The organism is Bradyrhizobium sp. BR 10289, from assembly GCF_019455385.1.
Lineage (GTDB): Bacteria > Pseudomonadota > Alphaproteobacteria > Rhizobiales > Xanthobacteraceae > Bradyrhizobium.
This window is the reverse complement of record NZ_JACOFR010000011.1, coordinates 41,346-67,292: the sequence shown is the minus strand read 5'-3', so window position 1 is coordinate 67,292 and position 25,947 is coordinate 41,346. Positions and strand designations below refer to the sequence as shown.

At 64.4% G+C, this 25,947-nt stretch carries 23 protein-coding genes; 4 read left to right on the top strand and 19 right to left on the bottom strand.

Features of this window, described 5'->3' with window-relative positions; genetic code table 11:
* Positions 1-150: 150 nt before the first annotated feature.
* From HYH08_RS19515 to glpD, 7 genes are all read right to left on the bottom strand, one after another.
* Positions 151-1,890, bottom strand: a complete 1,740-nt coding sequence (locus tag HYH08_RS19515; protein ID WP_220011573.1) for an ABC transporter substrate-binding protein — start codon at positions 1,888-1,890, stop codon at positions 151-153.
* Between the two features lie 131 nt (positions 1,891-2,021).
* Complete coding sequence (locus HYH08_RS19510) at positions 2,022-2,351, bottom strand: DUF2160 domain-containing protein (RefSeq protein WP_220011431.1); 330 nt, start codon at positions 2,349-2,351, stop codon at positions 2,022-2,024.
* 9 nt (positions 2,352-2,360) lie between these two features.
* Positions 2,361-3,167 (bottom strand): carbohydrate ABC transporter permease, encoded by an 807-nt coding sequence (locus HYH08_RS19505; protein WP_220011430.1) that lies wholly within the window; start codon positions 3,165-3,167, stop codon positions 2,361-2,363.
* Positions 3,167-4,069, bottom strand: coding sequence for a carbohydrate ABC transporter permease (locus HYH08_RS19500; RefSeq protein WP_220011429.1), 903 nt, complete (start codon positions 4,067-4,069; stop codon positions 3,167-3,169). Before HYH08_RS19500 ends, HYH08_RS19505 begins: the two co-directional genes overlap by 1 nt.
* Positions 4,069-5,154 (bottom strand): ABC transporter ATP-binding protein, encoded by a 1,086-nt coding sequence (locus HYH08_RS19495; protein ID WP_220011428.1) that lies wholly within the window; start codon positions 5,152-5,154, stop codon positions 4,069-4,071. Before HYH08_RS19495 ends, HYH08_RS19500 begins: the two co-directional genes overlap by 1 nt.
* A gap of 12 nt (positions 5,155-5,166) precedes the next feature.
* The gene (locus tag HYH08_RS19490; protein ID WP_220011427.1) at positions 5,167-6,306 is read right to left on the bottom strand and encodes an ABC transporter ATP-binding protein; all 1,140 of its coding nucleotides are present in this window, start codon (positions 6,304-6,306) and stop codon (positions 5,167-5,169) included.
* Positions 6,303-7,853, bottom strand: a complete 1,551-nt coding sequence (gene glpD / locus HYH08_RS19485; RefSeq protein ID WP_220011426.1) for a glycerol-3-phosphate dehydrogenase — start codon at positions 7,851-7,853, stop codon at positions 6,303-6,305. Before glpD ends, HYH08_RS19490 begins: the two co-directional genes overlap by 4 nt.
* Positions 7,854-8,145: 292 nt before the next feature.
* On the opposite strand from glpD, the gene HYH08_RS19480 reads away from it, so the two are divergent.
* Positions 8,146-8,397, top strand: coding sequence for a type II toxin-antitoxin system Phd/YefM family antitoxin (locus tag HYH08_RS19480; RefSeq protein WP_220011425.1), 252 nt, complete (start codon positions 8,146-8,148; stop codon positions 8,395-8,397).
* A complete protein-coding gene (locus HYH08_RS19475) occupies positions 8,397-8,813 on the top strand; it encodes a type II toxin-antitoxin system VapC family toxin (RefSeq protein WP_220011424.1) in 417 nt (138 codons plus the stop codon). The genes HYH08_RS19480 and HYH08_RS19475 overlap by 1 nt, the downstream gene beginning before the upstream one ends.
* Positions 8,814-8,816: 3 nt before the next feature.
* On the opposite strand, the gene HYH08_RS19470 is transcribed toward HYH08_RS19475, so the two are convergent.
* Together HYH08_RS19470 and HYH08_RS19465 are read right to left on the bottom strand one after the other, a co-directional pair.
* Positions 8,817-9,662 (bottom strand): DeoR/GlpR family DNA-binding transcription regulator, encoded by an 846-nt coding sequence (locus HYH08_RS19470; RefSeq protein WP_220011423.1) that lies wholly within the window; start codon positions 9,660-9,662, stop codon positions 8,817-8,819.
* Positions 9,663-9,753: 91 nt separating this feature from the next.
* Positions 9,754-10,428 carry an HAD family hydrolase gene (locus HYH08_RS19465; protein ID WP_220011422.1) on the bottom strand — a complete coding sequence of 225 codons (675 nt, stop codon included), beginning with the start codon at positions 10,426-10,428 and terminating at the stop codon, positions 9,754-9,756.
* Positions 10,429-10,582: 154 nt separating this feature from the next.
* Here HYH08_RS19465 and HYH08_RS19460 point away from each other — a divergent pair, with 154 nt between their 5' ends.
* Both HYH08_RS19460 and HYH08_RS19455 read left to right on the top strand, forming a co-directional pair.
* Positions 10,583-11,035, top strand: coding sequence for a nuclear transport factor 2 family protein (locus HYH08_RS19460; protein ID WP_220011421.1), 453 nt, complete (start codon positions 10,583-10,585; stop codon positions 11,033-11,035).
* A gap of 107 nt (positions 11,036-11,142) precedes the next feature.
* Positions 11,143-11,514: a nuclear transport factor 2 family protein gene (locus HYH08_RS19455; RefSeq protein WP_220011420.1), complete on the top strand. Its 372-nt coding sequence runs from the start codon at positions 11,143-11,145 to the stop codon at positions 11,512-11,514.
* Between the two features lie 141 nt (positions 11,515-11,655).
* Here HYH08_RS19455 and HYH08_RS19450 read toward each other — a convergent pair whose 3' ends face one another.
* The 10 genes from HYH08_RS19450 to HYH08_RS19405 form a co-directional block, all read right to left on the bottom strand.
* Entirely contained in the window at positions 11,656-11,847 is a 192-nt protein-coding gene (locus HYH08_RS19450; RefSeq protein WP_008137732.1) for a hypothetical protein, read from the bottom strand.
* Positions 11,848-12,068: 221 nt separating this feature from the next.
* A complete protein-coding gene (locus HYH08_RS19445; RefSeq protein ID WP_220011419.1) occupies positions 12,069-12,479 on the bottom strand; it encodes an acyl-CoA thioesterase in 411 nt (136 codons plus the stop codon).
* A gap of 7 nt (positions 12,480-12,486) precedes the next feature.
* On the bottom strand, positions 12,487-14,583 hold the full coding sequence (locus tag HYH08_RS19440; protein WP_220011418.1) for a 3-hydroxyacyl-CoA dehydrogenase NAD-binding domain-containing protein: 2,097 nt from the start codon (positions 14,581-14,583) through the stop codon (positions 12,487-12,489).
* A gap of 2 nt (positions 14,584-14,585) precedes the next feature.
* Complete coding sequence (locus tag HYH08_RS19435; RefSeq protein WP_220011417.1) at positions 14,586-15,869, bottom strand: acetyl-CoA C-acetyltransferase; 1,284 nt, start codon at positions 15,867-15,869, stop codon at positions 14,586-14,588.
* Positions 15,869-18,136 carry an acyl-CoA dehydrogenase gene (locus HYH08_RS19430; protein ID WP_220011416.1) on the bottom strand — a complete coding sequence of 756 codons (2,268 nt, stop codon included), beginning with the start codon at positions 18,134-18,136 and terminating at the stop codon, positions 15,869-15,871. The genes HYH08_RS19435 and HYH08_RS19430 overlap by 1 nt, the downstream gene beginning before the upstream one ends.
* Positions 18,137-18,426: 290 nt before the next feature.
* Positions 18,427-19,050 carry a flavin reductase family protein gene (locus HYH08_RS19425; protein ID WP_220011415.1) on the bottom strand — a complete coding sequence of 208 codons (624 nt, stop codon included), beginning with the start codon at positions 19,048-19,050 and terminating at the stop codon, positions 18,427-18,429.
* 141 nt (positions 19,051-19,191) lie between these two features.
* The gene (locus HYH08_RS19420; RefSeq protein ID WP_220011414.1) at positions 19,192-19,791 is read right to left on the bottom strand and encodes a TetR/AcrR family transcriptional regulator; all 600 of its coding nucleotides are present in this window, start codon (positions 19,789-19,791) and stop codon (positions 19,192-19,194) included.
* A 33-nt stretch (positions 19,792-19,824) separates the two neighbouring features.
* Positions 19,825-22,962 (bottom strand): efflux RND transporter permease subunit, encoded by a 3,138-nt coding sequence (locus tag HYH08_RS19415; protein WP_220011413.1) that lies wholly within the window; start codon positions 22,960-22,962, stop codon positions 19,825-19,827.
* A 178-nt stretch (positions 22,963-23,140) separates the two neighbouring features.
* A complete protein-coding gene (locus HYH08_RS19410; RefSeq protein WP_220011412.1) occupies positions 23,141-24,247 on the bottom strand; it encodes an efflux RND transporter periplasmic adaptor subunit in 1,107 nt (368 codons plus the stop codon).
* 237 nt (positions 24,248-24,484) lie between these two features.
* Complete coding sequence (locus HYH08_RS19405; protein ID WP_220011411.1) at positions 24,485-25,828, bottom strand: MFS transporter; 1,344 nt, start codon at positions 25,826-25,828, stop codon at positions 24,485-24,487.
* Positions 25,829-25,947: the final 119 nt, after the last annotated feature.

Here is a 25,947-nt window from a genome sequence, read left to right as displayed (position 1 = left end):
AGTCTCCCCGGGGACGGTAACAGTTCGACTCGCGGAGACTCCCCCTCACCCGCCACGCATCGCGTGTCGGCCTCTCCCCGCAAGCGGGGCGAGGCGAAGGAAGAAAAAGGCCGGGATCGCTCCCGGCCTTTCGTCGTTATGGGGCTTCGCTTATTGCAGCGAGGCGCGCTTGGGCGGGGTGGCCGGCCACGACTTGATCAGGGTGTCGTAGTCGACCGTCTCGCCCTTCGGTTTCTCGTTGGCGAGCTTGCGCTGCGGGGCAATCGTGCCGTCCTTCTGGGCCTTGGCGAACCAGAACTCTGCAGACTCCTTCTTGTGCAGCTTCGGACCGCAGGCGCCCTGCACGCCCGACTTCTCGAGGCGCTCCATCACGGAGTCCTGGGCGGCCGCGAGGGCGTCCATCGCGGCTTGCGGCGTCTTCGTACCGGACGACGCATCGCCGATGTTCTGCCACCACAGCTGGGCGAGCTTCGGATAGTCGGGCACGTTGTTGCCGGTCGGGGTCCACTGCACGCGCGCGGGCGAGCGGTAGAACTCGATCAGGCCGCCGAGCTTCGGCGCACGCTCAGTGAACGACTTGTCCCAGATGTCGGATTCACGGATGAAGGTGAGACCGACATGGCTCTTCTTCAGCGACACCGTCTTGGAGACGATGAACTGGAGATACAGCCAGGCCGCCTTGCGACGGTCAGCCGGGGTCGACTTCAGAAGCGTGAGCGAGCCGGCGTCCTGGTAGCCGAGCTTCATGCCTTCCTTCCAGTAGGCGCCGTGGGGCGAGGGAGCCATACGCCATTTCGGCGTACCGTCCGCGTTCATCACGGCGATGCCCGGCTTCACCATGTCGGCGGTGAAGGCGGTGTACCAGAACATCTGCTGGGCGATGTTGCCCTGCGCCGGCACCGGACCCGACTCGGAGAAGGTCATGCCCTGGGCCTGCGGCGGAGCATACTTCTTCATCCACTCGAGATATTTGGTGATCGAGTAGACCGCGGCCGGACCGTTGGTGTCGCCACCACGCTCCACGCTGGAGCCGACCGGGCGGCAACCTTCCATGCGGATGCCCCATTCGTCGACCGGCAGGCCGTTCGGAATGCCCTTGTCGCCGTTGCCGGCCATCGATAGCCAGGCGTCGGTGAAACGCCAGCCGAGCGAGGGGTCCTTCTTGCCATAGTCCATATGGCCGTAGACCTTGACGCCGTTGATCTCCTTGATGTCGTTCGTGAAGAACTCGGCGATGTCCTCATAGGCCGACCAGTTCACGGGGACGCCGAGCTCGTAGCCATACTTGGCCTTGAACTTGGCCTTGTAGTCGGGGTTGGTGAACCAGTCGTAGCGGAACCAGTAGAGGTTGGCGAACTGCTGGTCCGGCAGCTGATAGAGCTTGCCGTCCGGAGCAGTGCCGAACGACTTGCCGATGAAGTCGTTGACGTCGAGCATGGGGTCGGTGACGTCCTTGCCCTCGCCGGTCATGTAGTCCGACAGCGCGATGGTCTGGCCGTAGCGGAAATGCGTGCCGATCAGGTCGGAGTCGTTGATCCAGCCGTCATAGACGTTCTTGCCGGACTGCATCTGGGTCTGCAGCTTCTCGACGACGTCACCTTCCTGGATGATGTCGTGCTTGAGCTTGATGCCGGTGAGCTCGGAGAACGCCTTGGCCAGCGTCTGCGATTCGTATTCGTGGGTCGTGATGGTCTCGGAGACGACGTTGATCTCCATGCCCTTGAACGGTTCGGCAGCCTTGGCGAACCACTCCAGCTCCTTCTTCTGGTCGTCCTTCGACAAGGTCGAGGGCTGGAATTCGGCGATCCACTTCTGGATCGTGGCGTCGTCGGCGGCGCGAACCGGCGCCGAGACGGCGAACGACACCGCGAGCGCGGCGACGCTGGACATGGTCAGAAAGCACTTCTTGGTCAATGGACCTTTCCTTCTCCTAAACTGTCGCATGTTGTTCCTCCGTTGCAGCGACAAAATTTTATACAGACCCGGATTGCCCCCGGATCTGGCCGTCCCTTTCGCGAGCGTCAGACCGTGCGGAAAATGAGCACGGCCGTGGCCAGCGAAATTCCTGATGCGAGCCACAGGCTCGAGATCTCAAAACCTTCCTCGCCGATCGGCAGCGTCGCAATCGCCTCGGTGCCGACGAGGCCGATCCAGACGAGATGGATGACGGCCGCCGTGATCAGCGAGATGAACAGGCGATCGCCGCGCGTGGTTGGAATCCTGAGCACGCCGACGCGCTCGGCCTCGGGATAGACCGCGGCAAGCCAGGTCATCACCGCGAGCGTGCAGGCGAGCGCGGCGAAGAAAATCGCCGTCGGCAGCGTCCAGGCCATCCATGCGATCGATTCCATTGATGCCTCCTACACGCGCCCGAGCGCGAAACCGCTCGCGATGTAATTGCGGACGAACCAGATCACGAGCGCGCCCGGAATGATGGTGAGCACGCCGGCGGCAGCGAGCAGCCCCCAGTCCATGCCGGCCGCCGACACCGTGCGCGTCATGATCGCGGCGATCGGCTTGGCCTGTACCGAGGTCAGCGTGCGCGCGAGCAGCAGCTCGACCCAGGAGAACATGAAGCAGAAGAAGGCGGCAACGCCGATGCCGCTTGCGATCAGCGGCACCAGGATCTTGATGAAGAAGCGCGGGAAGGAATAGCCGTCGAGGAAAGCCGTCTCGTCGATCTCGCGCGGCACGCCGGACACAAAACCTTCGAGGATCCACACCGCCAGGGGAACGTTGAAGATGCAATGCGCGAGCGCCACGGCCCACGGCGTATCGAACAGGCCGATCGCCGAATAGAGGTTGAAGAACGGCAGCGCATAGACCGCAGCCGGCGCCATGCGGTTCGACAGCAGCCAAAAGAACAAATGCTTGTCGCCGAGGAAGCGGTAGCGCGAGAATGCGTAGGCCGCAGGCAATGCCACCGAGATCGAGATGATGGTGTTGAGGACGACGTATTCCAGCGAATTGATATAGCCGGAATACCAGCTCTCGTCGGTGAAGATGCGCTTGTAGTGCTGCAGCGTCGGGGCGTGCGGCCACAGCGTCATCGTCGAGACGATCTCGGCGTTGGTCTTGAAGCTCATATTGACGAGCCAGTAGATTGGCAGCAGCAGGAAGATCAGAAACAGCGCCATGACGAGGCGACGGCCGGGGATCGAATGCATCACGCGGCTCCTTCCTGATGCTTACGTTCGGTGCCGGCGTTGGTCATGACAGTGTAAAAGATCCAGCAGACGATCAGGATGATGAGGTTGTAGACAAGCGACAGGGCAGCAGCCTTGCCGAGGTCGAACTGGCCGAGCGCAATCTTGACCAGCTCGATTGACACGAAGGTAGTGGAGTTACCGGGTCCGCCGCCGGTCACGACGAACGGTTCGGTGTAGATCATGAACGAGTCCATGAATCGCAGCAGCACCGCGATCAGGAGCACGCGGTTCATCTTCGGCAGCTGGATCGCCTTGAACACGGCCCAGCGCGAGGCGCCGTCGATCTGCGCGGCCTGGTAATAAGCTTCGGGAATCGACTTCAGGCCGGCATAGCAGAGCAGCGCGACGAGGCTGGTCCAGTGCCAGACGTCCATCACGATGACAGTGACCCAGGCATCGATGTCGTTGGAGACGTAATTATAGTCGAGGCCGATGTGATTGAGGACATAGCCGAGCAGGCCGATATCGGGCCGGCCGAAGATCTGCCAGATCGTGCCGACCACGTTCCACGGAATCAACAGCGGCAGCGCGAGGATCACGAGGCAGGCCGCCACCGTCCAGCCCTGGCGCGGCATCGACAGCGCGACGACGATGCCAAGCGGCACCTCGATCGCGAGGATCACCAGCGAGAAGAACAGATTGCGGCCGAGCGACGCGAGGAAGCGGCCGCCGAGATCGGTCGAGGGATCGAGCAGCTCCTTGAACCAGCCGACGCCGTTCCAGAAGAACTGGTTGTTACCGAACGTGTCCTGCATCGAATAGTTGACCACCGTCATCAGCGGCAGCACCGCCGAGAAGGCGACGACCAGGAACACCGGCAGCACCAGGAACCAGGCTTTTTGGTTGACGGTCTTGTCCATCAGGCGGCTCCCTCCACCAGAAGGCTGTCGGCGTAGACGTGGATGTGCGACGGATCGAATTTCAGCCCGGCGGTGCCGTCGGAGCTGGTGAAGCCGTTGGGCGCGCGCGCCGCAAGCTTAGCGTCGCCGACGCGGACGCGCGCAAAGCGGATGCGGCCGAGATCGTCGATGCGCTCGATCTTTGCCGTGAGCAGACCCGGCGCGGGCGCAACGACCTCGACGAATTCGGGGCGCACGCCGATCTCGATCTTGGCGCCTGCGGGCAGCTTGTCGTAAGCGCGATTGAGCGCGATGACATGGCCGTCGATGCGCGCCTCGCGCCCCCTCACCTCGGCCGGCAGGATGTTCATGCCGGGCGAGCCGATGAAATAGCCCACAAAAGTGTGCGCGGGCTTGTCGAACAGCTCAGCCGGCGTGCCGCTCTGCACCACGCGGCCGTCATGCATGACGACGACGGTGTCGGCGAAGGTCAGCGCCTCGGTCTGGTCGTGGGTGACATAGATCATCGTGAGATCGAGCTCGCGATGCAGCGCCTTCAGCTTGGAGCGAAGCTGCCATTTCAATTCGGGATCGATCACCGTCAGCGGCTCATCGAACAGCACGGCGGCAACGTCGGACCGGACCAAGCCGCGGCCGAGCGAGATCTTCTGCTTGGCATCGGCGGTGAGCCGGGTCGCCTTGCGATTGAGATAAGGTTCGAGATCGAGCAGGCGGCCGATCTCGGCGACACGCTTGTCGATCTCGGTCTTCGGCACGCCGCGGTTCTTCAGCGGAAACGCGAGGTTCTGCCCCACCGTCATGGTGTCGTAGATCACCGGAAACTGGAACACCTGGGCGATGTTGCGCTTCTGGGTCGACAGCGGCGTGATGTCCGCCCCGTCGAACAGGATCTTTCCGCGCGATGGCGTGATGATGCCGGAGATGACGTTGAGCAGCGTGGTCTTGCCGCAGCCGGAGGGTCCGAGCAGCGCGTAGGCGCCGCCCTGCCGCCAGGTCATGGTGACAGGCTTCAGCGCAAACGTCTCCTGCGGCGCGTCATTGCCGCCGTAGGAATGGGCGAGATCGACGAGGTCAATGCGGGCCATGTCGCGCTCCCCTCAAGTGCTTTTACTGGTTGACGCGTTTTCTTCACGCGAACCGGTACGCACTTCGCTTGAAAACGCTATGCCGGGAGCGGCGACCAGACGGTCAGCCGCGTCGAAGACAAAAACGTCATTTGGGTCAAGCACCGCATCGATGGTCTGGCCGGGCTCGAACTCGTGCACGCCGTGCAGCACCGCAACCCAGTTCGATCCGCCGCGGGTCAAATGCACAAAGCTCTCCGAACCGGTGATCTCGGTCACCGTGACAGTGGCGTGGAAAGAGTGGCGGTCGGCCTCGCCGTTGGCAAGCGCGAGCTGATGCGCGCGAAAGCCGACACGATAGGCGCCGTCGGCGAGCGAGGAATAGAGGCCCGAGGCGGGCGAGGCCGTGCCGCCGGCATATTGCACGGAGCCGTTCTTCTTCTCGATGCCGACGAGGTTGAGCGGCGGATCGGAAAAGACCTGCGCGACGCGCAGCGTCTGAGGCCGGCGGTAGACGGTGGGCGTCTCGCCGATCTGCAGCGCCCGCCCCTCCCACATGCACACCGTGTTGCCGCCGAGCAGCAGCGCCTCGGTCGGCTCGGTCGTAGCATAGACGAACGTCGCACCGGTTGCCTCGAAAATGCGCGGCAATTCGGCGCGGAGCTCTTCGCGCAGCTTGTAGTCGAGATTGGCGAGCGGCTCGTCGAGCAGCACGAGATCGGCGCCCTTGACCAGCGCGCGGGCGATCGCGGTACGCTGCTGCTGGCCGCCGGAGAGCTGCAGCGGCGTGCGCTTCAGGAACGGCTCGAGGCGCAAGAGTTTTGCGGCCTCCGCCACGCGCGCCTCGATCTCCTCACGCGGCTTTCCCTGTACGCGCAGGGGTGAAGCGATGTTCTCGTAAACCGTGAGCGAGGGGTAGTTGATGAACTGCTGATAGACCATCGCAACCGAGCGCTGGCGCACGTCGGCGCCGGTGACGTCCTTGCCGTTCACCAGCACCTTGCCCGTGGTCGGCTTGTCGAGGCCAGCGAGCAGCCGCATGATCGAGGTCTTGCCCGACAGCGTCGGCCCGAGCAGCACGTTCAGTGTGCCGCTCTCGAGCGTCAGCGAGACGTCGCGGATGTGCTCGGCACCGTCGACGGTCCGGGTCACGTGATCGAGTGTCACGCTCATGAGCGTCCTCCCGCTTCCAGCAGCGGACTTTGCGGCACGGCGTGGGTCCTGATCCAGTCGTCAAGCGCGGCGATCTCGTCGGCAGATAGGCGCAGGCCGAGCTTTGAGCGGCGCCAGACGATGTCATCGGCGGTGACGGCCCATTCATTAGCCATGAGATAGCGGACCTCGCGTTCGGTCAGGGTCGCGCCGAACGGCTGGCCCATATCCGCGGCCGATTTCGCGTCGCCGAGCAGCTTGATGGCGCGGGTGCCATAGGCGCGGGCGAGGCGCCGCGCATGGTCGTGGCCGAGGAACGGATAGCCGCGCTGGAGCTCGGCGATCAGGCCGTCGATGTCGGAGACCTTCATGTCACCGCCCGGCAGCGGCCATTTGCCGGTCCAGCCCTCGCGCGCTTTCGCACTGCGCAGGTAGGGCGCAAGCCGCTCCAGCGCCTCTTCGGCAAGGCGGCGGTAGGTCGTGATCTTGCCGCCATAGATCGACAGCAGCGGCGCCCCGCCCGGCGTGTCGAGCTCGAACACGTAGTCGCGCGTCGCGGCCTTGGCTTCGCTGGCACCGTCGTCATAGAGCGGCCGCACGCCCGAATAAGTCCAGACCACGTCCTCAGATGTCACGGCCTTGGCCAGATATTCGCTCACCGCCTTGCAGAGATACTCGATCTCCTCAGCCGTCGCCTTCACCTTGGCCGGATCGCCGTCATAGTCGCGGTCTGTCGTCCCGATCAGCGTAAAATCGTCCTGGTAGGGGATGACGAAGATGATGCGGCCATCGGCGTTCTGGAACATGTAGGCGCGGTCGTGGTCGTAGAGCTTCTTGACCACGATGTGCGAGCCCTGCACCAGGCGCACTTTTGCCTTCGCGTTGACGCCGGCGCCGCGGCCGAGCACGTCCTCGACCCAGGGGCCGCCGGCATTGACCAGAGCCTTCGCCCGGATCTGCGAGCGCTCTCCGGTCAGTGTGTTGATCAAGCTGACGGTCCAGATGCCGTCGGCCTGCCTGATATCGGTTGCGCGGGTGCGGGTACGGATCTCAGCACCCTTGTCCGCGGCATCGCGCGCATTGAGCACGACGAGGCGGGCGTCGTCGACGAAGCAGTCGGAATATTCGAAGGCGCGGCTGTAGCGATTCGGGATCAGCGGCTTGCCGACCTCGTCGCGCCCGAGATCGACCGAGCGCGTCGCCGGCAGGAGATGACGACCGCCGATGTGGTCATACAGGAAGAGGCCGAGGCGCAGCAGCCAGGCCGGGCGAAGGCCGGCGTGATGCGGCAAAACGAAACGCAGGGGGCGGATGATATGGGGCGCGATGCCCCAGAGAATCTCGCGCTCGATCAGCGCCTCGCGGACCAGGCGAAACTCGTAATATTCGAGATAGCGTAGGCCGCCATGCACCAGCTTGGTCGACCAGGACGACGTCCCGCTGGCCAGGTCGTTCATTTCGCACAGGAAAACACTGTTGCCCCGGCCGACCGCATCGCGCGCGATGCCGCAGCCGTTAACACCGCCTCCAATGATGGCGAGATCGAAAATACGCTCCAACAGACGCATCCCCCGACGACCGCTCGTTCCTTCGAGCGGCTACTTTCGCTTTTGATTAGATCATACCGAAAAACGAAAGCAAGATGAAAGAGAGGCGAAAGGAAGTGAAAGGGGAACTTTTTCAACGCCAATAGGACGGAGAAATTGGCAGGGAGGCGATCAGATTTGGAGGCAAACCGCTCGATTGCTCGGCAGATGGCATAACCGCGCGCCCGCAACGCGCCGAAGAACTTGAATGTAGCAACATAACTACATATTAATCTCATCTGGATGGCATTGGTACTTCAAGGACGCGCTCGCGATGGTGACCACCCTGACCAGCCGGGAATTCAACCAGGACACGAGCGGCGCCAAAAAGGCCGCCTCGCAAGGGCCGGTCTTCATCACGGATCGCGGTCGCCCGGCCCATGTCCTGATGACGATCGAGGATTATTTGCGCCTGACCGGCGGCCTCATGAGTCTTGCCGAAGCTCTGGCGCAGGCGGGCGCGGACTTCGATTTCGATCCGCCTCGCATTGAGGGCGGCATCTCCCGGCCCGCCGATCTCGACTGATGTTTCTGCTGGATACCAATGTCGTCTCCGAACTGAGACGACCGGATCGCGCGGATCGCAATGTCCTCGCCTGGGCCAATGCAGTGCCCGCAGCAAGCTTCTTCATCTCGGCCATCTCAATCCTCGAAATCGAGCTCGGTGCGCGCCTGATCGAGCGCAAGGACGCAGCGCAAGGTGCTGTCCTGCGCGCCTGGATCGACCATCACATTTTGGCCCGCTTCGAGCGGCGAATACTGCCGATCGATACGGCCGTCGCGCAGCGTTGTGCCCAACTTCACGTTCCCAACCCGCGGGCCGAACGTGACGCCCTCATTGCGGCGACCGCGCTCGTTCACGGCCTGACCGTCGTGACGCGCAATGTGGGGGACTTCGCACCGACGGGCGTTCCGCTGCTCAATCCTTGGGACGACGTGTAAGCCTCAGCGCAGCCGAACCACCGGTGCGGCTTCCGGTACCGCATCCTGCGCATCTGCCGGCACATCATCGATATCCGCGGCCTTCGGCATCGCCGCCATCACCTCGATGCCCTTGCTGTGGCAGATCGTGGCGAGGCGCTCGGGGAGCTCCTGGTCGGTGACGAAAGTCTGGATCTGGGTGATGTGGGCGATGCGCACCGGCGCGCTGCGGCGGAGCTTTGTCGAATCGGCAACCAGCATGACGCTGCGGGCGTTGGCGATGATGGCTTGCGCGACCTGCACCTCGCGATAGTCGAAATCGAGCAGCGCGCCCTCCTCGTCGATCGCGGATGCGCCGATGATGGCGTAGTCGACCTTGAACTGGCCGATCAGCTGCGTCGCGGTCGAGCCGACGACGGCGCCGTCGGCGCGGCGCACCGTGCCGCCGGCCACCACCACCTCGATGCGGGGATGGCGGTAGAGCAGCATCGCGACGTTGAGATTGTTGGTGATGACGAGCAGGTCTTCGTGCGAGGTCAGCGCGCTCGCGACCTCCTCCGTCGTGGTGCCGATATTGATGAAGAGCGAGCAGCCGTTCGGAATCAGCGACGCGGCGGCAGCACCTATCGCCTTCTTCTCGTCGGCGGCGACGAACCGGCGCGCCTCATAGGCGAGGTTTTCGACGCCGGAGGCGATGATGGCGCCGCCATGGATGCGGGTCAGCGATCTCCGCTCGCAGAGATCGTTGAGATCCTTGCGGATGGTCTGCGCCGACACCTCGAACTTGCGCGCGAGCTCCTCGACCATGACGCGGCCGGAAGCGCGCGCGATGTTGAGGATTTCGGCCTGGCGATGGGTCAATCCGGTCACGGCGATGGCCTCACATCAGAAAGGTGCATGGTGCGGCGGTTCGCAGCCGCGGTCAATGCGGACGACGATCACAGTTGATGATCGAGGCCGCTCACCACGCCATCGCGGCAGCAAGACGCGCGAGCAGATCGGGATCGTCGAACGCGCTGGCGGAGGCCACCGCGCCCGCAGCGACAAGGTCTGCGTGGCTGAGGCTGGTCCGGATCCCGATGGTCGGAATGCCGGCTGCGGTGGCGGACTGCACGCCCGTGCGGGAGTCCTCGAACGCGACCGAAGCCGCCGCGCTGCCGCCGACGAAGCGCAGGCCCTCCTGATACGGCAGCGGATGCGGCTTGCCATACGGCAGCTCATCGCCGATCACGAGGGCCTTGAAACGATGCGTGATGCCGAGCCCCGAGAGCAGCAGCTCGGCGTTGAGGCGCGGCGCATTCGTCACGGCGACCATGGCAATGCCGGCGGTGTCGGCGCGGTCGAGCAGCGCCATCAGGCCCGGCAGCGGCTCGATCTGTCCGGCGACGAGCTCGCGGAAGACCTCTTCCTTCTCGGCGAGAATCGCGGCACGCCGTTCCATGGTTTCATTGGGCAGAAAGCGCTCACCGATCGATACATTGGCGAAACCTTGCAGCTCCCGGGAGAAGCGCGCGTGATCGAACACATGGCCGCGCGGCCCGAGCACCTGATTGAAGGCCTTGAGGTGCAGCGGGTCGGTGTTGGCAAGCGTGCCGTCGATGTCGAACAACAATGCCCTGCCGAGAGCGTCGATCATTTCCGTACTTTCCAGAATGGATGCCGCATCAATACGGAAGCCGTATCAATACAGCGTCCATAGCGCAATGACGTGCACGCATGACCATCACGCAGCCCTCGACAAAGTCGCGCGCGGCTGCAACACTCCATGCAAGATCAAAAAGGAGGAAACGATGACGATCAACCGACGCGATCTGGCTCTCTCTGCTCTGGCTGTCTCCGCGCTCGCTCTCACATCACCCGCGCTGGCGGCATCGGCGGACGAAGAGGCCGTGGCGAAGAAGGTCGAGGCTTTCCGCCTCGCCCAGATCGCGGCCGACCCGAAAGCGCTCGGCGCGCTGTGCTGGGACGATCTCAGCTACAGCCATTCCAGCGGCAAGGTCGAGGACAAGGCGACCTTCATCGCCAACGCCACCGACGGCAAGTCGAAATTCCTGTCGATCGAATATCAGGATCCGACCATCAAGGTCGTCGGCCCCGCCGCCATCGTGCGCTTCCACTGGGTCGCGGAGCAGGAGATGGCAGCCGATGGGAAGAAAGTGCCGACCAACCTGCACATCCTGATGAACTGGCAGAAGCAGGGCGACGAGTGGAAGCTGCTGTCGCGCGCCGCGACGAAGTTGTGATCGACGACTTACCCTCTCCCCGACGGACTCCCTTTGTGGGAGAGGGCGCACGGGGCCTTCGGCCGCCTTTTGCACCCGGAAACGCAAGATCAAGAACGGAGAATAGGATGACCACGACGGACCACGAGGCGGTCGCAAGAAACGTCGAGGCGTTTCGTCTCGCCCAGATCGCGGCCGACCCGAAGGCACTCAGCGCGCTGTGCTCGGATGAACTGAGCTACAGCCACTCCAGCGGCTTCCTCGAGGACAAGGCGGCCTTCGTTGCTAACGCCACCGACGGCAAGACGGAGTTCCAGTCGATTACGTACAAGGACCCGACCATCAGGATCGTCGGCCCCGCCGCGACCGTGCGCTTTCACTGGCTCGCCGAAATGACGACCGGCGGACAGAAAGTGGCAAACAGCCTTCACATCCTGATGACCTGGCTGAAGCAGGACAACGAGTGGAAGCTGTTGTCGCGCTCCGCGACGAAGCTGTAACCAACAAGGTCATTCCGCGACGCGTCGGAAGGGCGCGAGCTAGGATGCGCAATTGCGCATCTGAGAATCCATTGGTCGGCAATTTCTGCAGCATGATGAATTCCGGGCTCGTGCTTGGCACGCCCGGAATGACAGGCGAAACTACGCCGCCTCCTTCACATCGCCGTTAACCAGCTTCCTTGCCGCACGCTCGGCTTCGCGGGCGTTGCGGAAGAGTTGGCCTTCAAGGCGGTTGAACTGGTGGGACGAGGCGAAGAAGCAGTAGCCGCCCTGGCCGCGAACCACGATGCCCGCGGTCTCTGAATTCACTTCGATGATGTAGCTGTCCGGCATGGCCCGTAGATTCCTCAGTGCGGGCAGATAACGGCATCTCTGCCCTTTGGTTCCCAGGGCAAATCAGCCGGTTTCCAGCCCGAATCGACGTGCTCATGGGTACGCCCGGACCTCATCCGTTTTATGACCCGTTCTTGGCAAAGCAGCGACGCGCTGACGCGTCGGCGCCGCGTTTCGTGAACCACAAGCTCTCGCGAGACGGGACGGAAGGTCGCGCGCGATTACGTCGCAATCGGTGCGTCGGTCGGGCGCACTTCCTGCGGGCGCCCATGTTCGTCGATCGAGACGTAAGTGAAGTTGCCATCGGTAACGAGAAACGGATGCTCCTCCCCGCGACGAAGCGCCCAGGCTTCGAGATGCACGGTCATGGACGTCCGCCCGACGCGCACGAGGTTGGCATAGACCGAAACGAGATCGCCGACATAGACGGCCTTGCGAAAATTCATCGCCTCGATCGCAACGGTCACGGTCCGTGACTTCGCCACCTTCGACGCGAAAACACCGCCGCCGACGTCCATCTGGCTGAGCAGCCAGCCACCAAAAATGTCGCCGTTCGCATTGGTATCGGCGGGCATCGCCAGCGTGCGGATGCAGAGATCGCCACGCGGCCCGGTGGTAGACTCTTCGGTCATGTGCCTCTCATTTGAAATTGTCCCAGCCCGGATCGGGCGCGAAGCGCGCGCCGAATCGCTCGGCCAGCGCGCGCAGGGTGGATACAATGTTCTCCACCCCGCGCGTGCGAGCGTAGTTCAGCGGGCCACCGCGGAACGGTGCATAACCCGTGCCGAAGATCATGGCGCCATCGACCGCATCGGGATCGTCGACGATGCCCTCGCGCAGCGCCGCGACGCAGACATTGGACATTGGCAGCACCAGGCGGTCGATCATCTGGTCGGTGACGCGCGGGCCGGTCTCGGGCAATGGCGCCTTCTCGGCCTTGCCGTCCTTCCAGGTGTAGAAGCCTTTGCCGGTCTTGCGGCCGAGTTCGCCCTTGGCGACTTTTTCGCGCAGCCACGCGGGCGTCGGCGGCAGCAGGTCCCCGAACTTGGTGCGGAGCATGTCGCCGACATCGAGGCAGATATCGAGCCCGACCTGATCGGCCAGCTCGATCGGCCCCATCGGCATGCCGAACTGCTCGGCCGCGGCATCGATCAGGCGCTGGTCGGTCTTCTCGTCCAGCATCACCATGGCTTCCAGCATGTAGGGCGTCAGCGCGCGGTTGACGAGGAAGCCGGGCGAGCTTTTTACCGACAGCGGCAGGCGATCGATCGCACCGACGAAGGCGAGCGCCTCTTTCAGCACCTCTGGCCGGTTGCCGTCATGACTGACGACTTCGACCAGCTGCAGCCGCGACACCGGGTTGAAGAAATGCAGGCCGACCAGCCGCTCCGGCCGCGCCAGCGTGGTGCGGAGGTCCTGGAGCGGGATGCTGGAGGTGTTGGTCGCGAGGATTGCGCCCGGCTTCATGCGCGGCTCGAGGGCGGCATAGACCTTCTGCTTCAGCTCGAGCTTTTCCGGCACCGCCTCGATGATGAGATCGGCATTGCGCACGCCCTCCCCGTCCATGTCGGGGATCAGGCGGTCCAGCGCGTCGCGGACCTCGGTCGGCTTGCGGATGATCTTGCCATAGAGTTCGGCGGCACGCTTCACCGCGCCGGCGATCGGCTCTGCCTTCATGTCGGCGAGGGAGACGCGCAGGCCCTGCCCGGCGACCCAAGCCGCGATGTCGCCGCCCATGGCGCCGGCGCCGATGACGTGGACATGCTTGATGGTGCTGCCGGAGCCCGCCGCCTTCTTCATCTGCTCGCGCAGGAAGAAGACGCGGATCAGGTTTTGCGCGGTCGGCGTCACCATCAATTTGGCGAAGGAGGCCTGCTCCGCCTTCAGCATCGCGGTCCTGCTGCCGCCATGGGTCTCCCAGAGGTCGATCAGGGCGTAAGGCGCGGGATAGTGCTCGCGTGGCGCGGCCTTCGCGGCCTCGCTGCGCATGCGCTTGCCCAGCAGCCCGCGCACCGGGCCGAGATTGGCCGCACGGGTGAGCAGGCCACGCTTGGCCCGCTTCAGCCGGCCGAACAGCACGTCCTTCACGGCGTTACGAACATGGCGCTCCTGCGTCACGGTGTCGACGAGGCCGAGCGATTTGGCGCGGCGCGCATCGATGGTGCGGCCGGTCAGCATCAGCGCCATCGACTGGGTCGGATTGACTAGCGCGGTGAAACGCGCGGTGCCGCCGAGGCCGGGATGCAGGCCCAGCATCACCTCCGGGAAGCCGAACCGTGCGCCGTCGATCGCGATGCGCGCCTGGCAGGCGAGTGCGACCTCGAGGCCGCCGCCCAGGCAGAAGCCGTGGATGACCGCGACCGTCGGCAACCTCAAGGCTTCCAGATGATCGACCACCGCATGCGCGGCGCGGATGCGGGTCTCGACCATCCCGGGATCGGTCGCACCGCGGAATTCGTTGACATCGGCGCCGGCAATGAAGCCGGACGGTTTTGCCGAGCGGATCACGAGACCGGCAGGACGCTCGGTCTCGATCGTCGCGAGCGCGGCGTCGAACTCCTCCATCACGTCGGAGGACAGCGTGTTGGCGCTGGCGCCAGCGCGGTCGAACAAGAGCCAGGCGACGCCGTCAGCATCGCGCGTCAGCTTGAAGTGCTTGTACGGGCCAGCGGTCGCGGGCTGCGGCCCCAGCGTCAGGACGCGGTCGCCAAGCGCGGTCATGATCCTGGAATCCATGGTCACACCGCCTCGATCAGCATGGCGCCGCCGAGCCCGCCGCCGATGCACTCGGTGGCGACACCGCGCCGCGTGCCAAGCCGCTTCATCGCGTTGACGAGATGCAGCACGATCCGGTTGCCGGAGGTGCCGACGGGATGGCCGAGCGAGATCGCGCCGCCATCGACATTGAGCTTGTCGCGGTCGATCTCGCCGGCGGCCCCATCAAGGCCAAGAATCTCGCGGCAGAATTTGTCGTCATTCCAGGCGGCGAGGCAACCGAGCACCTGCGTGGCAAAGGCCTCGTTCAGCTCCCAGGTCTCGACGTCCTGAACCGAGAGGCCATTGCGCTGAAGCAGCGGCGTCGCCGACATCACGGGGCCGAGCCCCATGATGCTGGGATCAAGCGCGGCCCAATTACTGTCGACGATCGCCGCCTTCGGCGTCAGCCTATGCTTTGCGACCGCCGTGTCGGAGGCGAGGATCACCCAGGACGCACCGTCGGTGATCTGTGAGGAATTGCCGGCAGTGACCTGGCCCCAGGGGCGCTCGAACACCGGCCGGAGTTTTGCCAGCGTCTCGGCCGTCGAATCCGGACGCACGCCATCATCATGGTCGAAGAATTTTCCGTCGCGGGCGAACGCGGTCTCGACCTCGCCCTTCAGATAGCCTTCAGCCTGCGCATGCGCGAGGCGGCGATGGCTCTCGGCAGCGTAGGCATCGGACTGCGCGCGCGTAATGCCGAAGAGATGACCGACGACCTCGGCGGTCTGGCCCATGTTCAGATCGGTGACGGGATCGGTCAGTCCGCGTTCCAGCCCTATGATCGGCTTGAGATAACGCGGGCGCAGCTTGAACGCGGCGGCCATCTTCGCGGCCACGCCCTTGGCGGTGGCAAGGCCGGCAAACCAGCGCACGCCGGAATTCGGCCAGACCAGCGGGGCGTGGCTCAGCGCTTCGGTGCCACCGGCCAAAATCATGTCGGCATGGCCTTCGCGGATGTAGCGGTAGGCGGTGTCGATCGACTGCATGCCGGAGCCGCAATTGATCTGCACCGTGAAGGCGACCATGTCCTCGCCCATGCCGAGCCGCAGCGCGGCGACGCGGGCCGGGTTCATCTCGTCCGCGATCACGTTGACGCAGCCGAGGATGACCTGGTCGAAATCGGTTGGAGCAAACGGCTGGCGCGCCAGCAGCGGCCGGCCGCATTGCACGGCGAGATCGACCGGCGTGAAGGGCCCGGGCCCCGACCGCGCCTTCAGAAACGGCGTCCTGCTGCCGTCGACGATGAAAACCGGTCGTGTCATCAGCTCGCCGCCCTCTGCTCACCGAGTTCCTGGAAGAACTGATGCACGTCGCCGGTTTTCTTGTAAATCGGCGACAGCGCCTCCGGCGCAAAATCGTCGACCTCGATCACCTTTGTGACGGCTTCACGAGCGGCGGCAAGCTGCTCGCCCTCGGCCTGCGTGATCACGCCCTTTGTGACGGCCTCCTTCCAGTCGCGGATGTGTGCGGCGCGCATCCGCTTGGCGATCGCGTCGGTCGCCGCGACCAGCTTGAACGCACGTTCCAGCCGGGCAAAGCCGCTGTCGTCATCGACATGAGCGAGATCCGGTGTGAGGCGTTCGCGCGCTGCCGAAGGCTCCAGCATGAGGCCGGCGCATTGGTGCACGACGCGGTCGGACGGGCCCAGCACGCGGGCGCCGAAGGGCTGAACGACGAACTTCAGGAAGCCGGCAACGAAGCGGTTCGGCAGGTTGGCGAGGATTTCGGCGAGCCGGTTCTCAATCGTTTTGAAGCCGGTCGCCATGCACCATTCCAGTGCGGCAAAATCCTCCTTCTGGCGTCCCTCGTCCTGCCAGCGTTTTAGCGCGGCAGACAGCAAGTATAGCTCGGAAAGAATGTCGCCAAAGCGCGCCGACAGCATCTCCTTGCGCTTGAGCGCGCCGCCGAGCGTCAGCAGCGCCATGTCGGCGCACAATGCGAATGCCGCGGAGTAGCGCGAGAGCTGGCGATAGAACGGCGTGGCATCGCCTGCATCCGGCGCCATTGCGAAGGCGCCAAAGGTCCAGCTCCGGCCGAAGGCGCGGAACAGTGTCCGGAAGCTATGGCCGACGTGCTTCCAGAACGCCTTGTCGAACGCGGTCAGCCCGCGCTCGCGGTCGGTGTCTGCCAGCGCGTTCATCTCGTCGAGCAGATAGGGATGCGCGCGGATGGCGCCCTGCCCGAACACGATGAGATTGCGGGTGAGGATGTTGGCGCCCTCGACGGTGATGCCGACCGGCACGGCGCGGTGGAGATTGCCGAGATAGTTTTGCGGACCGTCGATCACGGCCTTGCCGCCATGGACGTCCATGGCGTCGTCGACCGCAATGCGCATCCGCTCGGTCGCGTGCAGCTTCATGATGCCGGAGATGACGGCTGGATGAACGCCGGCATTCAGCGCCGCGCAGGTCAGCCGCCGCGCCGCGTCGAGCTGGTAGGCGGTCGCGACGATGCGCGCCAGCGGCTCCTCGACGCCTTCGAACTTGGAGATGGAGATGCCGAACTGCTCGCGGATGCGGGCGTAGGCGCCGGTGGTACGCGCGGCGTAGGCGGCGCCGGCCGCCGAGAGCGAGGGCAGCGAGATGCCGCGGCCGGCGGCGAGCGCCGTCATCAGCATCTTCCAGCCCTGCCCCAGCCGCTCTTTCCCGCCGATGACATAGTCGAGCGGGATGAAGACGTCGCGGCCCCGATTCGGGCCGTTCTGGAACACCTGCATCGACGGCAGATGGCGCTGACCGATCTCGACCCCCGGCAGATGGGTCGGGATCAGCGCCACGGTGATGCCGAGTTCTTCCTGGCTGCCGACGAGATGATCGGGATCATAAGCCTTGAAGGCGAGGCCGAGCAGCGTCGCGACCGGACCGAGCGTGATGTAGCGCTTGTGCCAGTTCAGCCTGAGGCCGACGACCTCGCGGCCCTCGAAAACGCCCTTGCAGATGATGCCGGTGTCGACCATCGAGGCGGCATCGGAGCCGGCTTCCGGACTGGTGAGGCCGAAGCAGGGAATGTCGCGGCCATCGGCCAGACGCGGCAGCCAGCGCTCCTGCTGCTCCTTCGTGCCGAAGCGCATCAAGAGCTCGCCCGGGCCGAGCGAGTTCGGCACCATCACGGTGACCGCGGCCGCGATCGAACGGGTCGAGATCTTCCGCACCACTTCCGAATGCGCATAGGGCGAGAAGCCGAGGCCGCCAAATTCCTTCGGAATGATCATGCCGAAGAACTTTTCGCTCTTGATGTAATGCCAGACGTCCGGTGGCAGGTCGCGCCATTCCCAAAAAATCTTCCATTCGTCGAGCATGGCGCAGAGCTCATCGACCGGGCCGTTGAGGAAGGCCTGCTCCTCGGCGGTCAGTTTCGCCTGCGGCACCTCTAGGAGCTTCGACCAATCAGGGTTGCCGGTGAAGAGATCGGCGTCCCACCAGACATCGCCCGCCTCCAGCGCCTCGCGCTCGGTGTCGGACATCGCCGGCAGCACGCCGCGCGCCCAGGAGAAGATCGGCTTGGTGATGTTGTCGCGGCGGAAGCTCATGGCGGACCTCATGGATCGGCGCGGGTGGCGGGTATTTTAGCGGAAACTGGCGGGCGGAAGGGAACACTTCGCCGGCAAAATTGACGCGGCCGGGCGGCCGCCCGGAGGTCTAACGGCCGGGTCGTGGGGGCAGTTCCGGGGAGGAGAATGGGACGGCATCCCCGCCGTCATTCCGGGGCGACGCGAAAGCGTCGAACCCGGAATCCATTTATCGACCAACGCTACCGCACGATGGATTCCGGGCTCGCGCCTGACGGCGCGCCCCGGAATGACGGCGTTGAGAGGCCGGCCTAATCCGGCCGGACCATCTCGAACATGTTTTCCGGCTTGATCTCGAAATAGTCGCCGCGGCGGCCGGCGCGGACGATGGGGCGGGCGGCAGCGGTCTGGTAGACGCCGTCCTTGATCATGGCCTTGTCGATGTGGACGGCGACGACCTCGCCGAGCGTCAGCCAGGCATCGGCCTCCTTGCCGTCGGCGCCCTTGAGGCGGACGATATCGGACACCTTGCACTCGAAGGCGACCGGGCTTTCGGCCACGCGCGGCACGTTGACGAGCTTGCCGGGAATGGCGGTCAGGCCGGCGATCTCGAACTCGTCGACTTCGGGGGCGACATGAGCGGCGGTCGCGTTCATGTGCCTGGCGAGGTCCATCGTGGTGAGATTCCAGACGAACTCCCGCGTCTGCTCCATGTTCGAGACCGTGTCCTTCCAGTTGGTGGAGGAGAACCCGATGATCGGCGGCACGTAAGCGAACGCGTTGAAGAAGCTGTAGGGCGCAAGGTTGACGTGGCCCTTGGCGTCGCGCGAGGAAATCCAGCCGATCGGCCGCGGCGCGATGATGGCGTTGAAGGGATCGTGCTTGAGGCCGTGGCCCTTGGAGGGCTCGTAGAAGTACAGGTCTTTGTCGGTCACCGCGGGGTCTTTCCTGATCCTGGTAGCCCGGACGGAGCGAAGCATAATCCGGGACCGCCAGCGCAACGCTGAACCACCCGGATTGCGCTTCGCTCCAGCCGGGCTACGTCAGCTTGCTTATAGGAGAGATTTCGCCGCCCGTCAGTGGCGCGGGGACAGACCGGCGATGACGAAATCGATCATCTGGTCGATGGTCGGACCAGGCTTGGTGGCGCACTGGGCGATCATCTGGGGGTGGAAGAAGCGCATCATCGCGGTGCAGGCGCACATGGAGGCCAGTTGCAGATCCGGCGCCGCGAACTCGCCGGATGCCACGCCCTGCGCGATCATCTGGCCGATCGACGTCGTGATCAGCTCCATATGGGCGACACAGACCTCCCAGTCCTCCTCCATCGCGATCGCGACCATCTCGTGCAGCTTGTTGTTGCCGACGTAACGCTCGGTGTTCATGCGGTGGATGGTGGCGAGCAGCTCCCGGAAGCGCGGGAGTACCGGACCCGGCCGGGCCACGATCCGCTGCGCCTCCAGCTCGACCTCGCCCATCAGGCCCCGGGCCACAGCCTGGTGGATCGCCTTCTTCGATTCGAAGAAGCGATACACGTTGGCGGGGCTCATCCGGAGCTCCTTGGCGATGTCCCCGACCGTGGTCTTCTGATAGCCGATCAGGCGGAACAGCCGCTCGGCCACCTCGAGGATACGCTCCCGGGTGTCGCCTTCGATATGTTCCGAAATCAGGGCCATGAGTCAGGACTCGTTCGTCAGTAGTCTTCTCACTTATTCAGCCGCTTCAGCAAGCGGAATTGCGTGGGGGTCATCGCTCCCATGCTGCGGCGCAGCAGGCTGCTCGGGGGTGCCCGCCTCGTCCAAGCTCTTCCTGAACCACAGGGCGTAGAGGCCCGGCAGGTACAGCAGCGTCAGGAATGTCGCGACAAACAGGCCTCCCATGATCGTGATGGCCATCGGGCCCCAGAAGGCCGAGCGCGACAGCGGGATCATGGCGAGGATCGCGGCGAGCGCCGTCAGCACCACCGGACGGGCGCGGCGGACGGTGGCTTCCACGATCGCCTCGCGGCGGGTCAGGCCGTGGCTGACGTCGGTCTCGATCTGATCGACCAGGATGACCGTGTTGCGCATGATCATGCCGGCGAGCGCGATCAGGCCGAGCAGCGCCACGAAGCCGAACGGGGCGTTGGCGACGTTGAGCCCGAAGGAAGCACCGACGATGCCGAGCGGCGCGGTGAGGAACACCAGGAACAGACGCGAGAAGCTCTGCAGCTGGATCATCAGCAGCGTCAGCATCACCATGACCATCACCGGGAAGAGGATGAAGATCGAGGCATTGCCCTTGGCGGACTCTTCGAACGCTCCGCCCGGCTCGATGCGGTAGGCCGGCTCGAGGTTGTCCTTGATCGCCTTCAGCTTCGGCGTGATCTGGTTGGTGACGTCAGGGGCCTGCACGCCGTCGACGACATCGGAGCGCACGGTGATCGCCATGTCGCGGTTACGCCGCCACATGATCGGCTCCTCGTGGGCATATTCGATCTTGGCGATCTGCTGCAGCGGCACGGCGACGCCGTTCTTCGAGGTGATGGTGAGATCGCCGACGCCGCCGAGGTCGAGGCGCTCGGACGGAACCGCGCGGGCGACCACGCCGACCTTCTCGATGCCGTCGCGGATGGTGGTGACCTGCGTGCCCGAGATCAGCAGCGCGAGTGCCTGCGAGACGTCCTGCGGCGTCAGGCCCATGGCACGGGCGCGATCCTGGTCGACGACGAGCTTGAGGTAGGGCGACTGCTCGTTCCAGTCGAGCTGGACATCCTTGACGCTCTTGTTCTGCCGCATGACGTCGCGAACCTGGTAGGCGATCTCGCGCACCTTGTTGGCATCGGGGCCGATCACACGGAACTGCACGGGGAAGCCGACCGGCGGGCCGAAATTGAAGCGGTCGACGCGCACGCGCGCCTCCGACAGGAAGCCGTCGGCCGCCGCGTTCTCGATCTTGGCCTTGATGCGCTCGCGCGCCTCGACGCCCTTGGCGACGATGACGATCTCGGCAAAGGCCTCGTTCGGCAGCTGCGGGTTGAGGCCGAGCCAGAAGCGCGGCGAACCCTGGCCGACATAGGCGGTGTAGGTCTCGATGTCCTTGTCGTCCTTGAGCAGCGTCTCGGCCTTCTTCACCGCCTTCTCGGTGACGTTGAAGGCGGTGCCTTCGGGCAGGCGCAGCTGGAGGAACAGCTCGGGCCGCTCCGACAGCGGGAAGAACTGCTGCTGGACATGGCCGAAGCCGACGATCGAGGCCACGAACACACCGACGGTGGCGGCCACCACCGTGATGCGGTGGTTGACGCACCATTGCACGATGGCACGCAGGCCACGGTACATGCGGGTCTCGTAAACCGCGTGCGGATCGTGGTTGTGGTGCACCTTGATGTCGGGCAGCAGCTTGACGCCGATATAGGGCGTGAAGATCACCGCCACGAACCAGGAGGCGACCAGCGCGATCGCCACGATCCAGAAGATGCTGCCGGCATATTCGCCGACTGCCGAATTGGCAAAGCCGATGGGGAGGAAGCCAGCGGCCGTGACCAGCGTTCCCGTGAGCATCGGAAACGCAGTGGATTCCCAGGCAAAAGAGGCCGCGCGCATGCGGTCCCAGCCCTGCTCCATCTTCACTACCATCATCTCGACCGCGATGATGGCGTCGTCGACCAGCAGACCGAGCGCGATAATCAGCGCGCCGAGCGTGATACGGTGCAAGTCGAGCGACATCGTGTTCATGACGATGAAGACGATGCCGAGCACCAAGGGCACGGACAGCGCGACGACGATGCCGGTCCGCCAGCCCAGCGCCAGGAACGAGACGAACAGCACGATGACCAGCGCCTCCATGAAGGAGTGCACGAACTCGCCGACGGCGTGCTCGACCACCTTGGGCTGATCGGCGATCAGCTTGACGTCGATGCCCTGCGGCACGGCCTTCATGAACTCGGCTGTCGCCTTCTCGACCTCCTTGCCGAGCTCGAGGATGTTGGCGCCCTTGGCCGTGACGACGCCGATGCCGATCGCGGCCTTGCCTTCCTGGCGGACGACGAAGCTCGGCGGATCGACATAACCATGGGTGACGCTGGCGATGTCGCCCAAGCGGAAGACGCGGCCGTTGCTCTCGACCGGGGTTTCGGCGACGGCCTTGGCGCCGTCGAGCGCGCCGGTGACGCGCAGCGGCACGCGCTGCGACGAGGTCTCGACCGTGCCGGCGGGCACCACGTTGTTCTGCTTGGCGAGCGAATCGAACAGCGCCTGCGGCGTGATGCCGAGCGTGGCGAGCTTCGCGTGGCTGAACTCGACGAAGATGCGCTCATCCTGGTTGCCGTAGACGTCGACCTTGGTCACGCCCGGCACCTTGAGCAGGCGCTGGCGGAAACCCTCGGAGACCTTCTTGAGCTGGGCGTAGTCGGCGCCGTCGCCGGTCATCATGTAGAGGATGGAATCGACGTCGGAGAACTCGTCGTTGACGACGGGTCCGAGAATCCCAGAGGGCAGCTGGCCCTGCACGTCGGCGAGCTTCTTGCGCAGCAGATAGAAGAGATAGGGCACATCCTTCGGCGGCGTGGAGTCGCGGAAGGTGACCTGGAGCGCGGTGAAGCCGGGCTTCGAATAGGTCTGCACCTTCTCGAAGTAAGGCAGCTCCTGGATCTTCTTCTCGATGGGATCGGCGACCTGCGCCTGCATTTCCTGCGCGGTCGCACCCGGCCACAGCACGGAGACGTTGACCACCTTCACGGTGAAGAACGGGTCCTCGGCGCGGCCGAGCTTCTCATAGGAGAAGAAGCCGGCGACGCCGAGGATGATCATCAGGAAGAGCACCAGCGTCGGATGGCTGACGGCCCAGGCCGAAAGGTTGAAGCGCTTCATCGCACTCTCCGAAAGACGATCCAGTTGCAAACAACGACAGCCGCTCTGTTCAAACCGTCGTCGCGAGGCAGCGAAGCAACCCAGGGGGCTGGGCAGGTTCTGGATCGCTTCGCCGCTTCAGCCTCTGCTTAGGGACACAGGCCGAAACTCACCTCACACGACGTAACTCGCAGGAAAACTAGAACGACAGGGACGACACGACCCGCACCCGCTGGCCCGGATCGAGCTTCTGCACACCGAGGGCGACGATCTTGGCACCCTCGTCCACACCGCTGGTGATGACGACGTCGTTGCTCTCGTAGGACTTCACCACCACCGGCTTCAGCGTGACGCCGCCGTTGTCGTCGACGACATAGAAGGAGGGCTTGCCGCCTTCGTTGAACAGCGCCGACAGCGGCAACCGCGCGACACGCTCGGTGGCTGCATCCGACAGCGTCAGCGTCGCGGTCATGCCGAGCGCGACCTTGTCGTCGGCCTCGGGCAGCGAGAATTTGGCGAGATAGGTGCGCGTCGCCGGGTCCGCGGCCGGCGCGATCTCGCGCAGCTTCGCCGTGTACTTCTTGTCCGGCTCGGACCAAAGAGTGACGCTGGCGACGCCCGACTTGGCGCGTCCAACCAGCGTCTCAGGGATCGCAACGACCGCTTCCTTCTCGGCAAAGCGGGCGACACGGATCGAAGCCTGGCCCGCGGCGACCACCTGGCCGGGCTCGATCAGCGTTGCGGTGACGACGCCACGGGCGTCGGCAACCAGCGTCGCGTAGGAAAGGGAATTCTTGGTCAGCTCGACCGAGCGGACGGCGCGATCGAGGCGCGCGCGGGCCTCGTCGGCGGCGGCGCGGCTCGAATCCATCACCGCATCCGTGGTCCAGCCCTTGGCCTTCAGGTCCTTGGCGCGCTGCTCGGCGGCCGCAGCCTGCGCCAGCACACCGGTCGCGGCGGTCTGCTCGGCCACGGCCTGCTCGGCCTGAAGCTTCAGGTCGACCTCATCGAGGGTGGCGAGCGGCTGGCCGATCTCGACGGTCTGGCCGACTTCGACCAGACGCTTGGCGACCTTGCCGGCAACGCGGAAGCCGAGATCGCTCTCGATCCGGGGGCGGACGGTACCGACGAAGCTGCGCTCAGGGGTTTCGGCATCATAATGGGCGGTTGCGACCAGAACCGGCCGCGGCGGCTCAGCCTTTTCGGCGACGGTGTCATTACACCCAGCCAGCGAGACCGCCACCACAGCCAGCGAGATACCCGCCAAGAGCTTGGAATAGCTCGATAAAACTGACCTGACGAACATCGAAGGACACTCCTGCCGCTGCAATGAGAGGAATGTCGACTAATCACTGATAAAAGTCAATAATCGTCAGTCATCAGGAAAGCGTGATCGTTAAGGGGTGGTAACGATTGGCAGACAGTTGCTGCGAAGGTGTTATCGTAGGGTGGGTAAAGCGTAGCGTGCCCACGGGGTCGAAATAATCAGGGCGAGATGGTGGGCACGGCGCTTCGCGCCTTTGCCCACCGTACAAGGCTCTCGCTACCGCCCCTGCTCCACGAACTCGTGCTTGCTCTCGTGACCGCCGATGAAGACCAGGATGCCGGCGATCAGCGGCAGCACGGCGAGCACGAGCAGGCCCGTCGAGGTCTGGCCGGTGGCTTCCTTGACCCAGCCGATCAGATAGGGGCCACCGAAGCCGGCGAGATTGCCGATCGAGTTGATCAGGGCAATGGCGCCGGCGGCCGCCGTGCCTGACAGCCAGGAGGTCGGCAAGGTCCAGAACACACCGAAGACGCAGAACACGCCGATGGCGGCGAAGGTCAGCGCCACCATCGTCATGGTGGGGTCAGTGAGATAGCTGGAAATGGCGAGCGCGATGGCGATCAGGATCATCGGCAAACCGACATGCTTCACGCGCTCGCGGGTGGCATCCGAGTGCCGCGCCCACAAGATCATCGCGATCGTGCCGAATAGATAGGGGATCGCGGTGACGAAGCCGGTCTGCGCATTGGTGAGACCGAACGCCTTGACGATCTGCGGCAGCCAGAACTGCATGCCGTAGAGCGCGCCGACAAAGCCGAAATAGATCAGGCTCAGCATGATCACCTTGGGCGAGGACAGCGCCTCGCCCAGCGTCAGATGCTTCACCGCCTGCTTGGCCGCGATCTCGGCGTCGAGCTTGCCCTTGAGCCAGGTCTTCTGCTCGGCCGAGAGCCAGTCCGCCTTCTCCGGCCGGTCCGTCAGGTAGAACCAAGTGACGATGCCGAGCAGCACGGAAGGGATGCCCTCGAGAATGAACAGCCACTGCCAGCCCTTCAGGCCCATCATGCCATCGAGCCCGAGCAGCAGGCCCGAGATCGGCGCGCCGATCACGGTCGAGACCGGCACGGCGATGGCGAAGGCCGCGAGGAAGCGCGCGCGATATTCGGCCGGATACCAATAGGTCAGATAAAGGATGATGCCGGGGAAGAAGCCGGCTTCGGCGACGCCGAGCAGGAAGCGCAGCACGTAGAAGCTGGTGACGCCGCTGACCAGCGCCATCAACGCCGAGATGATGCCCCAGGTCACCATGATACGGGCGATCCAGCGGCTGGCGCCGAACCTCTCGAGCGCCAGATTGCTCGGCACCTCGAAGATGAAATAGCCGAAGAAGAAGATGCCGGCGCCCCAGGAGAAGATCAGCGGCGTGAACTTCAGCTCGGCATTCATGGTCAGCGCGGCGAAGCCGAGATTGACGCGGTCGAGATAAGAGAAGAAGTAGGCCAGCACCAGGAACGGAATCAGGCGCCAGGAGATGGCGCGGATGGTCGAGCTCTCGATTTCGCTCTTGTCAGTGTTCCTGGCTGCGCCGGCGGAACCGGCATAGGTCGTGGTCTGGCTCATGGTTTCCCCCGGGGTTGTTGCTTTTATGGTCTGACCTGCGGTTTTGAGCATCGCGGGCAAAGAGTCAATGGAGCAAGCAATGCACGGGGCGCAGCCGGTCAACCTCATTGCGCTGCGGA